At 59.6% G+C, this 13,497-nt stretch carries 10 protein-coding genes and 1 pseudogene; 1 reads left to right on the top strand and 10 read right to left on the bottom strand.

What is annotated here, in order from left to right; translation table 11 throughout:
* Positions 1-8: 8 nt before the first annotated feature.
* The 9 genes from HU755_RS20915 to flhA form a co-directional block, all read right to left on the bottom strand.
* Positions 9-749 (bottom strand): flagellar motor protein, encoded by a 741-nt coding sequence (locus HU755_RS20915; protein WP_186552041.1) that lies wholly within the window; start codon positions 747-749, stop codon positions 9-11.
* On the bottom strand, positions 749-1,885 hold the full coding sequence (locus HU755_RS20920) for a chemotaxis response regulator protein-glutamate methylesterase (protein ID WP_186636053.1): 1,137 nt from the start codon (positions 1,883-1,885) through the stop codon (positions 749-751). The genes HU755_RS20915 and HU755_RS20920 overlap by 1 nt, the downstream gene beginning before the upstream one ends.
* A gap of 49 nt (positions 1,886-1,934) precedes the next feature.
* On the bottom strand, positions 1,935-4,193 hold the full coding sequence (locus HU755_RS20925; RefSeq protein WP_186636055.1) for a chemotaxis protein CheA: 2,259 nt from the start codon (positions 4,191-4,193) through the stop codon (positions 1,935-1,937).
* A gap of 38 nt (positions 4,194-4,231) precedes the next feature.
* Positions 4,232-5,020, bottom strand: a complete 789-nt coding sequence (locus HU755_RS20930; RefSeq protein ID WP_042607546.1) for a protein phosphatase CheZ — start codon at positions 5,018-5,020, stop codon at positions 4,232-4,234.
* An 18-nt stretch (positions 5,021-5,038) separates the two neighbouring features.
* A complete protein-coding gene (locus tag HU755_RS20935; protein ID WP_024012118.1) occupies positions 5,039-5,410 on the bottom strand; it encodes a chemotaxis response regulator CheY in 372 nt (123 codons plus the stop codon).
* A 167-nt stretch (positions 5,411-5,577) separates the two neighbouring features.
* The gene (gene fliA / locus HU755_RS20940; RefSeq protein ID WP_016771059.1) at positions 5,578-6,318 is read right to left on the bottom strand and encodes an RNA polymerase sigma factor FliA; all 741 of its coding nucleotides are present in this window, start codon (positions 6,316-6,318) and stop codon (positions 5,578-5,580) included.
* Positions 6,315-7,145, bottom strand: coding sequence for a flagellar synthesis regulator FleN (fleN, locus tag HU755_RS20945; RefSeq protein ID WP_003222917.1), 831 nt, complete (start codon positions 7,143-7,145; stop codon positions 6,315-6,317). Before fleN ends, fliA begins: the two co-directional genes overlap by 4 nt.
* A 116-nt stretch (positions 7,146-7,261) precedes the next feature.
* On the bottom strand, positions 7,262-8,602 hold the full coding sequence (gene flhF, locus HU755_RS20950) for a flagellar biosynthesis protein FlhF (RefSeq protein WP_186552038.1): 1,341 nt from the start codon (positions 8,600-8,602) through the stop codon (positions 7,262-7,264).
* Between the two features lie 11 nt (positions 8,603-8,613).
* Positions 8,614-10,743, bottom strand: coding sequence for a flagellar biosynthesis protein FlhA (gene flhA / locus HU755_RS20955; protein ID WP_186552037.1), 2,130 nt, complete (start codon positions 10,741-10,743; stop codon positions 8,614-8,616).
* Between the two features lie 590 nt (positions 10,744-11,333).
* Between flhA and HU755_RS20960 the strand changes: the two genes are divergently transcribed.
* Positions 11,334-11,693, top strand: coding sequence for a hypothetical protein (locus HU755_RS20960; RefSeq protein ID WP_186636058.1), 360 nt, complete (start codon positions 11,334-11,336; stop codon positions 11,691-11,693).
* A 373-nt stretch (positions 11,694-12,066) separates the two neighbouring features.
* Here HU755_RS20960 and HU755_RS20965 read toward each other — a convergent pair.
* A pseudogene (locus HU755_RS20965) lies at positions 12,067-13,497 on the bottom strand (hypothetical protein); the annotation flags it as partial.

Consider the following 13,497-nt stretch of genomic DNA (forward strand, 5'->3'; position numbering starts at 1 on the left):
TTATTCCCTTAGTCCATGAAGCCTTGCAGCTTCAACTCAATGGAACGAGGGTTTTCACCTTCGGCGATCGACAGAATTCCTTCCAGCAACATTTCGCGATAACGCGACTGCCGCAACGCGATGGACTTGAGCTTGGCCGCCACCGGCAACAGGATCAGGTTGGCACTGGCCACGCCGTATATGGTCGCGACGAAGGCCACGGCAATGCCGCTGCCCAGTTGCGACGGATCGGCGAGGTTGCCCATCACGTGAATCAGGCCCATCACCGCACCGATGATGCCGATGGTCGGCGCGTAGCCGCCCATGCTTTCGAAGACTTTGGCCGCTTCGATGTCGCGGGCTTCCTGGGTGTAGAAATCCACTTCGAGAATGCTGCGGATCGCTTCCGGCTCGGCGCCATCAACCAGCAGTTGCAGGCCCTTGCGCGAGTAGCTGTCGGGCTCGGCATCGGCCACCCCTTCCAGACCGAGCAAACCTTCCTTGCGCGCCGTCAGACTCCAATTGACCACGCGGTCGATGCCACCGGCCAGGTCCACACGCGGCGGGAAGAAGATCCAGGCGAGAATCTGCATGGCGCGCTTGAACGCGCTCATTGGCGATTGCAGCAGCGCGGCGCCGACGGTGCCGCCGATCACGATCAGCGCCGCCGGGCCGTTGGCCAGCGCGCCGAGGTGACCGCCTTCCAGGTAGTTGCCGCCGATGATGGCGACGAACGCCATGATGATGCCGATGAGGCTGAGAACATCCATCAGAGACACGCCTCGACAATGTGCTTGCCGATATCGTCGAGGCTGTACACCGCGTCGGCGAGATCGGCTTTAACGATGGCCATCGGCATGCCGTAGATCACGCAGCTGGCTTCATCCTGCGCCCACACCGCGCTGCCGCCCTGCTTGAGCAGACGCGCGCCTTCGCGGCCGTCGGCGCCCATACCGGTCAGCACCACCGCCAGAACCTTGTCGCCGTAGGATTTCGCCGCCGAACCGAAAGTGATGTCCACGCATGGCTTGTAATTCAGACGCTCGTCACCCGGCAGGATTTTCACCGCGCCACGGCCGTCGATCATCATCTGCTTGCCACCCGGCGCCAGCAGCGCCAGGCCCGGACGCAGAATGTCGCCGTCCTCGGCTTCCTTGACGCTGATGCGGCAGAGCTTGTCGAGGCGCTCGGCGAAAGCCTTGGTGAACGCCGCCGGCATGTGCTGGATCAGCACGATCGGCGCCGGGAAGTTGGCCGGCAATTGCGTCAGTACGCGTTGCAGCGCGACCGGGCCGCCGGTTGATGTACCGATGGCAACCAGTTTGTAGGCTTTGCGTTTTGGTGCTGACGACGAAGTGCTGGCAGCCGAGGCACGCGCCGGAGCTGGCGCCGGTGCCGGACGTGCCGGAACAGGGTTGCTGTGGCTGCTGTAGCTCGGTGCTGTCGGCGCGGACGTCGGTGCTGGCGCGGCGGCAGGTGCCGGGGCGCTGTAGGCACTGAAACGACGGTTGCTGCGCGAGATGCTGTGGACTTTCTCGCACAGCAATTGCTTGACCTTCTCGGGGTTGCGCGAGATGTCTTCGAAATTCTTTGGCAGGAAATCCACCGCGCCGGCGTCCAGCGCATCGAGGGTGACTCGGGCGCCTTCGTGGGTCAGCGAGGAGAACATCAACACCGGGGTCGGGCAGCGCTGCATGATGTGCCGCACCGCCGTGATGCCGTCCATCATCGGCATCTCGTAGTCCATGGTGATCACGTCCGGCTTGAGCGCCAGGGCCTGATCGATCGCCTCTTTACCGTTGGTTGCGGTGCCGACCACCTGGATGCTCGGATCCGCTGAAAGAATTTCCGAGACGCGGCGGCGGAAAAAACCCGAATCGTCCACCACCAGGACTTTGACTGCCATAAACACTCCATTAGGTGCGGCGCGGCGTTATCGCCGCACGGCCCCGGATTCAAATACGCTTTGTGGCGTAACGCTTGAGCATGCTTGGAACATCGAGAATCAGCGCAATGCGGCCGTCACCGGTGATGGTGGCGCCGGACATGCCCGGAGTCCCCTGGAGCATCTTGCCCAATGGCTTGATGACCACTTCTTCCTGGCCGACCAGTTGATCGACGACGAAGCCGATCCGCTGGGTGCCCACCGAAAGGATCACCACATGGCCTTCACGCTGCTCTTCGTGAGCGGCGGAGCTGACCAGCCAGCGCTTGAGGTAGAACAATGGCAGCGCCTTGTCGCGCACGATCACCACTTCCTGACCGTCGACGACGTTGGTGGTCGACAGGTCGAGGTGGAAGATTTCGTTGACGTTGACCAGCGGGAACGCGAACGCCTGATTGCCAAGCATGACCATCAGCGTCGGCATGATCGCCAGGGTCAGCGGCACCTTGATGACGATCTTCGAGCCCTGGCCCTTGGTCGAGTAGATGTTGATCGAACCGTTGAGCTGGGAAATCTTGGTTTTCACCACGTCCATGCCGACGCCGCGGCCAGACACGTCGGAGATCTCGGTCTTGGTCGAGAAACCCGGGGCGAAAATCAGGTTGTAGCACTCGGTATCGCTCAGGCGATCGGCCGCGTCCTTGTCCATCACGCCGCGTTTTACCGCGATTGAACGCAGCACGTTCGGGTCCATGCCTTTGCCGTCGTCGGAGATCGACAGCAGAATATGGTCGCCTTCCTGCTCGGCCGCCAGCACCACACGACCGCCACGGGCCTTGCCCGACGCTTCGCGCTCTTCCGGCGACTCGATGCCGTGGTCGACGGCGTTGCGCACCAAGTGGACCAGCGGGTCGGCCAGGGCCTCGACAAGGTTTTTGTCGAGGTCGGTTTCTTCACCCACCAGTTCCAGGTTGATCTCTTTCTTGAGCTGACGCGCGAGGTCGCGAACCAGACGCGGGAAGCGCCCGAAGACCTTTTTGATCGGCTGCATCCGCGTCTTCATCACGGCGGTCTGCAGGTCAGCGGTGACCACGTCGAGGTTCGACACGGCCTTGGACATGGCTTCGTCGCCGCTGTTGAGGCCCAGGCGCACCAGACGGTTACGCACCAGTACCAGCTCGCCGACCATGTTCATGATTTCGTCGAGACGCGCGGTATCGACGCGCACGGTGGTTTCGGCTTCGCTGGCCGGTTTTTCTGCCGGGGCAGCGGCTGGCGCGCGGGCCGGCGCCGGGGCAGCAGCGGCCGGCTTCGGCGCTTCGGCCTTAGGCTCAGGCTTGGCCGCAGGTTTTGGCGCAGCAGCGGCAGCCGGGGCTTTGGCCGCTGGCGTGGCGACGCTCGACGCGGAGCCGGCAGTCGCAGCGCCGGCGTCAAACTTGCCTTTGCCGTGTAATTCGTCGAGCAGCGATTCGAATTCGTGATCGCTGATCAGATCGCTGCCGGCAGCCGCGGCTTTCGGTGCGGCAGGCGCAGGGGCCGAGGCAATCGCCGACTCCAGCGCATCAACGGCGAAGTTGCCCTTGCCGTGCAACTGATCGAGCAGTGCTTCGAATTCGTCGTCGGTGATGTCCGAGCTGTCGCCCTTGGCAGGTGCTGCCGGAGCCGCTGCCGCCGGGGCCACCGCATCGACGGCGAACTGGCCTTTGCCGTGCAGTTGATCAAGCAGCGATTCAAATTCGGCATCGGTGATTTCATCGCTGGCCGCTTGCGCAGCAACCGGCGCAACAACAGCCGCCGGAGCCTCGGCCTGGGCCTTGACGGCATTCAGCGAGTCCAGCAGTTGTTCGAATTCGTTGTCGGTGATGTCGCCCGAGTCGCCTTCGACGACCAGTTCTTCGATCATCTCGGCCACCGGCGAAGCCGGGGCTTCATCGGCCGTTTGCGGCTCGGCCAGACGTGCCAGCGCGGCCAACAATTCTGGCGTTGCGGCAGTAATCGGTGCGCGCTCACGGACTTCGCTGAACATGCTGTTCACCGCGTCCAGCGCTTCGAGTACAACGTCCATCAGTTCTGCATCAACGCGACGCTCACCCTTGCGCAGGATGTCGAACACGTTTTCGGCGATGTGACAGCACTCCACCAGCTCATTGAGCTGAAGGAAGCCGGCGCCCCCTTTTACAGTGTGGAAACCGCGAAAAATTGCATTGAGCAGATCTGCATCATCCGGACGGCTTTCCAGCTCGACCAGTTGTTCGGACAGTTGCTCAAGAATCTCGCCGGCCTCAACCAGGAAATCCTGAAGGATCTCTTCATCGGCGCCGAAGCTCATTAATGGGGTGCTCCTAACAGGTCTAAAAACCTAAAACATCAAAATCCAAGACTGGATAGCAAATCGTCCACATCGTCCTGACCGGACACAACGTCTTCTCGTTTATCGGCATGAATCTGCGGACCTTCACCCTGCGAGAGATGTTTTTGTGGATCTTTTTCGGCGAGCATTGCGGCGCGGTCATGTTCGATGCCCGCAAAGCGGTCGACCTGACTGGCCATGAGCACGAGTTTGAGCAGATTGCTTTCGACTTCGGTGACCAGTTGGGTCACGCGCTTGATCACCTGACCGGTGAGGTCCTGGTAGTCCTGGGCCAGCAGGATGTCGTTGAGATTGCTCGACACTGCACGGTTGTCCGTGCTGCTGCGTGACAGAAAACCGTCGACCCGGCGCGCCAGTTCGCGGAACTCTTCAGCCCCGACCTCGCGACGCATGAAGCGACCCCAATCGGCACTCAACGTCTGCGCTTCATCCGCCAGACTGTTGACCACCGGCGTGGCGCTTTCCACCAGATCCATGGTGCGGTTGGCCGCGGCCTCCGTCAGCTTGACCACATAGCCCAGGCGTTCGGTGGCGTCGGTGATTTGCGACACTTCCTCGGCCTGCGGCATGTGCGGATCGATCTGGAAATTGACGATCGCACTGTGCAGTTCACGTGTGAGCTTGCCCACTTCCTGATACAGGCCGCGGTCACGGGTCTGATTGAGCTCATGGATCAGTTGCACCGCGTCGCCGAACCTGCCTTTTTCAAGGCTTTCGACCAGTTCGACCGCGTGTTTTTTCAGGGTCGATTCAAAATCGCCCTGTGAAGATTCGTTATGCTCCATAGCTCCCCCGCGCATTCATCAGCCGATGCGTTCGAAAATCTTCTCGATTTTGTCTTTCAGCGCCTGAGCCGTGAAAGGTTTGACCACGTAACCGTTCACGCCGGCCTGAGCGGCCTCGATGATCTGCTCGCGCTTGGCTTCAGCAGTCACCATCAACACAGGGAGATGCTTGAGTTTTTCATCGGCACGCACGTGACGCAGCAGGTCGATACCGGTCATGCCCGGCATGTTCCAGTCCGTTACCAGAAAGTCGATGCTGCCGCTGTTGAGCACCGGAATGGCGGTGGTGCCATCGTCGGCCTCGACGGTGTTGGTGAACCCAAGATCGCGCAGCAGGTTCTTGATGATCCGCCGCATCGTTGAGAAGTCATCAACGATGAGGATTTTCATGTCTTTGTTCAATTCGACCTCCAAGCAGTCTTAAACGCGCCCAGCACCTGGACGCGCCACTTCAATCAATCGGCGTAGCACTCGAAGTTTGTCTGGAACACAACGGATCGAGACCGGCGCCGCTCATCACCGCACCAGCCTCGTTTCGCAGTGTCCCCACACTGCCTTCAGCGCGCTCGCCACTCCCCTAAACGCCCCCGCAAACGGGCCGCGCACTGGCTGTGTAACTGGCTGACCCGCGATTCACTGACGCCAAGGACTTCACCGATCTCCTTGAGGTTCAGCTCTTCGTCGTAGTACAGCGCCAACACCAGTCGCTCACGCTCCGGCAAATTGGCAATCGCGTCCGCCAGCGCCGCCTGGAAGCGTTCATCTTCCAGATCGCGTGACGGCTCCATATGAGCACTGGCGCCATCCTCATGCAGCCCTTCGTGTTCGCCGTCCTGCAAGAGGTCGTCGAAACTGAACAGGCGGCTGCCCAAGGTGTCATTCAAAATCCCGTAATAATCGTCGAGACTCAATTGGAGTTCGGCCGCAACCTCGTGATCTTTAGCATCACGGCCGGTTTTAGCTTCAATTGAGCGAATCGCGTCGCTGACCATACGGGTATTGCGGTGAACCGAGCGTGGCGCCCAGTCCCCTTTGCGCACTTCGTCGAGCATCGCGCCGCGGATTCGAATGCCCGCGTACGTTTCGAAACTGGCGCCTTTGCTGGCGTCGTATTTGGTCGAGACTTCAAGCAGGCCGATCATCCCGGCCTGGATCAGGTCTTCCACCTGAACACTGGCCGGCAATCGCGCCAGCAAGTGGTAGGCGATGCGTTTGACCAGTGGCGCGTAACGCTCGATCAACTCGTACTGCGCGTCACGCGCCGACTTCTTGTACAGATTCATGCCACTGGCGGTCATAACACGGGCCCTGCGGTTTGCTGCACGAGGCGCTCGACGAAAAATTCGAGGTGGCCTCGCGGGTTGGCCGGCAACGGCCAGGTGTCGACTTTCTGCGCAATCGCCTTGAAGGCCAGGGCGCACTTGGAACGCGGAAACGCTTCATAGACCGCACGCTGCTTCTGCACGGCCTTGCGCACGCTTTCGTCATAAGGCACGGCGCCGACGTATTGTAGGGCGACGTCCAGAAAGCGGTCCGTGACCTTGGTCAACTTGGCGAACAGGTTGCGCCCTTCCTGTGGGCTCTGCGCCATGTTGGCGAGGACGCGGAAGCGGTTCATGCCGTAATCGCGGTTGAGTAATTTGATCAGTGCGTAGGCGTCGGTGATCGAGGTCGGCTCGTCGCAGACCACCAGCAGCACTTCCTGGGCGGCGCGGACAAAACTGACGACTGAGTCACCGATACCGGCAGCGGTGTCGATCACCAGCACGTCGAGATTGTCGCCGATGTCGCTGAATGCCTGAATCAGGCCGGCATGTTGCGCCGGGCTCAGGTGCACCATGCTCTGGGTGCCGGAGGCGGCCGGCACGATGCGGATCCCGCCTGGCCCCTGCAACAGCACGTCGCGCAGTTCGCAACGGCCTTCGATCACATCGGCCAGCGTGCGCTTGGGTGTCAGCCCCAGCAGGACGTCGACGTTCGCCAGGCCCAGGTCGGCGTCCAGCAGCATGACCCGACGGCCAAGCTCTGCCAGCGCCAGCGACAAGTTCACTGACACGTTAGTCTTGCCGACGCCACCTTTGCCGCCGGTCACCGCGATCACCTGTACGGGATGCATGCTGCCCATGTTATTTCTTTACCTTGTCTTGCATAGACGGAGGCCACATTACTGGCTGCGCGTTCCGGATCGGAACAATGCGTGGCAGACCATCGATGTAGGTACAAAAACTGTTCATGAATACCTCAGCCAACCTGCTTGGTCGGGCTGTGATAAATATCAGCGAACATGTCAGCCATGGCTTCTTCGCTGGGTTCTTCCTGCATTTGCACGCTGACGGCACGGCTGACCAATTGATGACGGCGCGGCAGATGCAGATCATCCGGAATCCGTGGGCCATCGGTCAGGTACGCGACCGGCAATTCATGACTGATCGCCAGGCTCAACACTTCACCAAGACTGGCCGTTTCATCCAGTTTAGTCAGAATGCAGCCGGCCAGCCCGCAACGCTTGTAGCTGTGATAAGCGGCCGTTAGAACCTGTTTCTGGCTGGTGGTTGCCAATACCAGATAATTTTTTGAGCGAATGCCACGCCCGGCCAGGCTCTCAAGCTGCATGCGCAACGCCGGATCACTGGCTTGCAGACCTGCAGTATCGATCAAAACCACGCGTTTGCGCAGCAATGGATCCAAAGCCTGAACCAGCGACTGACCCGGATCGACGTGGGTCACTGGCACGTTGAGGATACGGCCGAGGGTTTTCAACTGTTCCTGCGCCCCGATGCGGAAGCTGTCCATGCTCACCAGCGCGACGTTCTGCGCGCCGTACTTGAGCACGTAGCGTGCGGCGAGTTTGGCCAGCGTGGTGGTCTTGCCCATGCCGGCAGGGCCTACCATCGCAATCACGCCGCCCTCTTCCAGCGGCTCGACTTCCGGCACGGCAATCATCCGTGCCAGGTGCGCCAGCAGCATGCGCCAGGCCTGACGCGGTTCTTCGATATCGGTGATCATTGCCAGCAGGTCGCGGGACAACGGACCGGACAGACCGATGCGTTGCAAACGGCGATACAGATTGGCCTGGGCCGGACGGCTGCCTTGCAGCTGATTCCAGGCCAGCGTGCCGAGTTGCACTTCCATCAACTCGCGCAGGCTGTTCAGTTCAAAACGCATCGAATCCAGCGCACGAGGATCAACCCCGGCGGAGGCTTGTGCAGGCGCCGGAGCAGGACGCGCCGGTGCGGCGTAGGTCGGCTCGCTCAGCGGCTCGGCAGCGGTCAGCGGCAGGCCCGCCGTCAAAGGCAGCCCGGCGAACAGCTGGCGATTGGTGTTGCCGTCGGCTTCGCCGCGCATGCTCAATTCGGCCTGAGCAGTGACGATGCGCGACTGGGTCTTGCGCAACTCGTCTTCGAGTTCCATGTTCGGCACCCGCGGCGTCAGTGCCGAGAGTTTGTAATCCAGCGCCGCCGTCAGCTCGACGCCGCCGGCGATGCGGCGGTTGCCAATGATGGCGGCATCAGCGCCCAGCTCATCACGAACCAGCTTCATGGCCTGACGCATATCGGCGGCGAAAAAACGCTTAACTTGCATAAACCACTACCTCAGCCGTTGGGCCCTACTGTCGCAACGATGGTCACTTGCTTGTTGTCCGGTATTTCCTGGTAGGCCAGCACATGCAGTCCGGGGACGGCGAGTCGGCCAAAACGCGAGAGCATCGCGCGTATCGGGCCGGCGACCAACAGGATCACCGGCTGCCCTTGCATTTCCTGACGCTGCGCCGCTTCGATGAGCGAACGTTGCAGCTTCTCGGCCATGCTTGGCTCCAGCAGAACGCCCTCTTCCGAGCCTTGTCCTGCCTTCTGCAGACTATTGAGCAATATCTGTTCCAACCTTGGTTCCAATGTGATCACAGGCAGCTCGGACTCAGTGCCTACAATGCTTTGGACGATGGCGCGGGAAACGCCGACCCGCACAGCGGCCACCAGCGCGGCGGTATCTTGACTCTTGGCGGCGTTGTTGGCGATGGCTTCGGCGATGCTACGAATGTCGCGCACCGGCACATGTTCAGCGAGCAGCGCTTGCAGGACTTTGAGCAACTGCGACAGCGAGACCACGCCTGGCACCAGCTCTTCAGCCAGTTTCGGCGAGCTTTTGGCCAGCAACTGCATGAGTTGCTGCACTTCTTCGTGGCCGATCAGCTCACTGGAGTGCTTGTACAGAATCTGGTTCAAGTGCGTGGCGACCACGGTGCTGGCGTCGACCACGGTGTAGCCGAGCGATTGCGCCTGGGCGCGCTGGCTGATTTCGATCCACACCGCCTCCAGGCCGAAAGCCGGATCTTTGGCGTTGATGCCGTTGAGCGTGCCGTAGACCTGCCCCGGGTTGATCGCCAGTTCGCGGTCCGGATAGATCTCGGCTTCGGCCAGGATCACACCCATCAGCGTCAGGCGATAGGCGCTGGGCGCCAGGTCGAGGTTGTCGCGGATGTGCACGGTCGGCATCAGGAACCCCAGATCCTGCGAGAGCTTTTTGCGCACGCCCTTGATCCGCGCGAGCAATTGCCCGCCCTGGTTGCGATCGACCAGCGGGATCAGGCGATAACCGACTTCCAGGCCGATCATGTCGATCGGCGTCACGTCATCCCAGCCCAGCTCTTTGGTTTCCATGGCGCGGGCCGGCGATGGCAGCAGCTCCTGCTGACGCTTGACCTCTTCCAGCGCAACGACCTTGGCGACGTTCTGCTTTTTCCAGAACAGGTATGCACCACCGGCAGCCAGCGCAGCCATGCTCAGGAAGGAAAAGTGTGGCATGCCCGGCACAAGGCCCATCACCGCCATCAAACCAGCCGCCACCGCCAGCGCTTTGGGCGAGGCGAACATTTGGCGGTTGATCTGTTTGCCCATGTCTTCCGAGCCGGAAGCACGGGTCACCATGATCGCTGCCGCTGTTGATAACAACAGTGATGGCAATTGCGCCACTAAACCGTCACCGATGGTCAACAAGGCGTAAACCCGGCCGGCATCGCCGAAGGTCATGCCGTGCTGGAAGATACCCACGGCCATGCCGCCGATAAGGTTGATGAACAGAATCAACAGACCGGCGATGGCGTCACCACGGACGAACTTGCTGGCACCGTCCATCGAACCGTAGAACTCAGCCTCCTGGGCGACTTCCTGGCGACGGGACTTGGCCTGGTTCTGATCAATCAGACCGGCGTTGAGGTCGGCGTCGATCGCCATTTGTTTGCCGGGCATTGCATCGAGGGTGAACCGCGCGCTCACCTCGGAAATCCGCCCGGCGCCCTTGGTCACCACGACGAAGTTGATGATCATCAGAATCGCGAACACCACGATACCGACCACGTAGTTACCGCCGATCACCACCTCACCGAAGGCCTGAATCACCTTACCGGCGGCGGCGTGGCCGTCCTGACCGTGGAGCATTACCACGCGCGTAGACGCTACGTTCAGCGCCAGACGCATCAGCGTTGCCACCAGCAGAATCGTCGGGAACACCGCAAAATCCAGCGGCCGCAGGGCATAGACGCAGACCAGCAATACCACGATCGACAACGCAATGTTGAACGTGAAAAACACGTCCAGCAGGAACGGCGGGATCGGCAACATCATCATCGCCAACATGACCAACAGCAGCAACGGCACGCCCAGATTGCCCCGGCTGAGGTCGGCAACGTTTGTGCGAGCAGTGTTGATTAACTGAGAGCGATCCACCGGTTTTCCCCGTTCCTTTAAAGCAAACTTTTGACGCCCCGAACGGGCGCAGGGCGGCTATTGCAAGAAGCCTTCCAACTTTTGCCGGGGAATGAAATAGCGAGGTTTTGCTTGGGATTATCTGCTGATTGGACTGGCCCCTTCGCGAGCAAGCCCGCTCCCACAGTCTGGAATGTATTTCAATCTGATATTTGGAATACGGTCCCCTGTGGGAGCGGGCTTGCTCGCGAAGAGGCCATCAGGTCCGACGCAATTTTTTGATTTAAACGAAGCTGTTTAAAAGACACCTGCTGACACGGTCTCAAGGCTACAAATCCTTGCGCCATTACCTACAGCCAAGCCAGAATCCGCCGGCTTGTGCGCCTTGGGGGCGGGTTCTATTGTCGTCCGGTCGCTGATTGTTCAGTGATCGGGTTTAGCAGCTCGGCAAATTTTCAAGGCACGCTGGCTCCGCCTCTCTTTATGGCGGCTTGCGTGGGGCACTTCGGTGCGCCGGGATCCTTGAGCCTGGTCTGCTAACCCGCGTAAAGCCGCCACCCTCTTCGTTTAGCAGCGAAGGCTGACGGCTCCATTTCTCAAGGAGCTTCACCATGATCAAACCGACACCCAACCCACCCGAATCCGACCTCACCTCCCCCTACGAATCCCTCGATTCAAGAAAACTCCACCAAGCCGCCGACCGCGCCCTCGATCACTACCTCTGCCCACCCGGCTCCACCCCGCCGCCTCGTAGCAACCGCGCAATGTATGCCGTCACCGCAGACACCAAAAACGAAGACCTGCTGGCCAACGCCTGCGAAACCCTCGCCTGCGCCAAAACCATCGCTCAGGAATTCGCCGGGCTGGTAAAGCCATCGCAGCGCCGGACACTGATGGGGATTGCGCAGTTGATCATGCTGGGAGAATTGGCAGTGAATCGGGTGCTGGATAATCTGGAGTTGCCGGGGTGATGCTGGCTGGTTGAGTTATTCGGTAAAAGTACCGGCCCATTCGCGAGCAGGCTCGCTCCCACCTTGGTTCGCATTTCAGACCTGCGTTTGGAGTGCATTTCACTGTGAGTGAGCCTGCTCGCGATGAGAATTTCTCAGTCGATGCGTTCGAACCAAACAGACCGCTATCGCGAGCAGGCTCGCTCCTACACGGGTAAATAAATCCGCCCCCTTTTTCTGGCCCCCTTTTTCTGCCCTTTTTCTGATAAATAAATGGGTCCCGTTTTTCCAACAGTCCTTTTTCAAAAATCGGGCGAAGATCTGGAGAAAAACGTGTTCTATCCCTGATAGCGCGGGAGCTCGACTAGTAGACTGATATGTTTTTGAGTTTATATTAAAAATATAATTCAAAATTGTCCATGTACCCGCTATTGCGATAGGGATGTAAATTGCCATTATCTTTCCCACACTCTATTTGGATTTTTGATATCTGGCCTATCACGTCTATCTGATTGGCGTTAGCGCCAATGGTCAACTGCTTGTTGGCAATTAGCTGACCGCCCTGGTCATAAAATTTAATGAAATGGTCTCCTGTCATGAAGTATGCATACCAGAAACTGACTCGATAACATTTTTGTTTGAGTTCAACTGTTATTCTGGCGTTGCCTCCATTAATTTCATTTGGCCAAAACGCCTTGCCTTCGATTTTACCGGGTATAGGGGGGACTGATTCAAAAAGCGTAGTAATACGTGCTCCTCCCAATGCGTCAGTTTTTAGGAATGACATGTAGTCGGTCTCCATTCGTTGTCCGGAAGTTATAAACATCCATGGGTATTTTTCGAAGTTTTCTTTAATCAAGCGGATTTTTATTATGGTGCGCTCGGTTGATGTCAAGTTCGGGTTATACAATGCCTTGGCTTTATATGTGTGTGTCCCTTCGCTTAGTCCCGTTATTGTTAGGTTCCAGATCCCCGTCGAGGAGTCAGCAGTCGCTTCGCCTTTGTAGGCTGCACCGTCAGACACTTCGACTTTCAGGCCTTTGGCCGCGACGCCGCTCAGGGTGACGGCGGTTTCCACGGTGACCCCGCCTTGAGGGATTTCGACACCGCTGGGAGAGCCTTTGGCCGATGTCAATGTCGGCGCGGTGGCCGCTGTGACAGTCAGCGTCCTGGCCGCCGATGATGCACCGGAACCGTACAGCGCCTTGGCGGTAAAGCTGTGTGCTGCCACCGCAAGAGCGCTGACGAGTAAAGTCCAGACGCCGGTGGTGGCATGTGCCGTTGCCTGACCTTTGGAGGCATTGCCGTCAAAGACTTCGACCTTCTGGCCGTTGGCCGCGACGCCGCTCAGGGTGACGGCCGTTTCCACCGTGACCCCGCCTTGAGGGATTTCGACACCGCTGGGAGAGCCTTTGGCCGACGTCAGCGTTGGTGCGGCGGCCGCTGTCACAGTCAGCGTGCGCACATTTGACCATTGCGGGGTCGGCGTATACAGCGATCCTGCGTATAACCTCCGGGGACCCACTGCAACAGTGATCGACAGCTCCCAATCGCCTGTTGCCGAGGCTGTGGCCACGCCCTTGGAAACCGCGCTCGAACCGTTTCCATCAAAAATCTCGACTCTCTGGCCCACGCTCGCGGTGCCTTTGAGCTTCAGGGTGGTGCTGACGGTGGTTTGACCCTCGGGAACTTCAACGTTGTTGTCGCCAAGCACGTTGATCAGCGTAGGGACGACAACTGCCGTCACGGTCAGCGTCCTGGCCGCCGATGATGCACCGGAACCGTACAGTGCCTTGGCGGTAAAGCTGTGTGCTGCCACCGCAAG

Source organism: Pseudomonas sp. SWRI111, assembly GCF_014268555.1.
Classification (GTDB): domain Bacteria; phylum Pseudomonadota; class Gammaproteobacteria; order Pseudomonadales; family Pseudomonadaceae; genus Aquipseudomonas; species Aquipseudomonas hamedanensis.

Bases quoted from the DNA above. Each gene is read 5' to 3' on its own strand.
- HU755_RS20915 (WP_186552041.1), bottom strand. From the start codon at position 749: ATGGATGTTCTCAGCCTCATCGGCATCATCATGGCGTTCGTCGCCATC.
- HU755_RS20920 (WP_186636053.1), bottom strand. From the start codon at position 1,885: ATGGCAGTCAAAGTCCTGGTGGTGGACGATTCGGGTTTTTTCCGCCGC.
- HU755_RS20925 (WP_186636055.1), bottom strand. From the start codon at position 4,193: ATGAGCTTCGGCGCCGATGAAGAGATCCTTCAGGATTTCCTGGTTGAG.
- HU755_RS20930 (WP_042607546.1), bottom strand. From the start codon at position 5,020: ATGGAGCATAACGAATCTTCACAGGGCGATTTTGAATCGACCCTGAAA.
- HU755_RS20935 (WP_024012118.1), bottom strand. From the start codon at position 5,410: ATGAAAATCCTCATCGTTGATGACTTCTCAACGATGCGGCGGATCATC.
- fliA (WP_016771059.1), bottom strand. From the start codon at position 6,318: ATGACCGCCAGTGGCATGAATCTGTACAAGAAGTCGGCGCGTGACGCG.
- fleN (WP_003222917.1), bottom strand. From the start codon at position 7,145: ATGGGCAGCATGCATCCCGTACAGGTGATCGCGGTGACCGGCGGCAAA.
- flhF (WP_186552038.1), bottom strand. From the start codon at position 8,602: ATGCAAGTTAAGCGTTTTTTCGCCGCCGATATGCGTCAGGCCATGAAG.
- HU755_RS20960 (WP_186636058.1), top strand. From the start codon at position 11,334: ATGATCAAACCGACACCCAACCCACCCGAATCCGACCTCACCTCCCCC.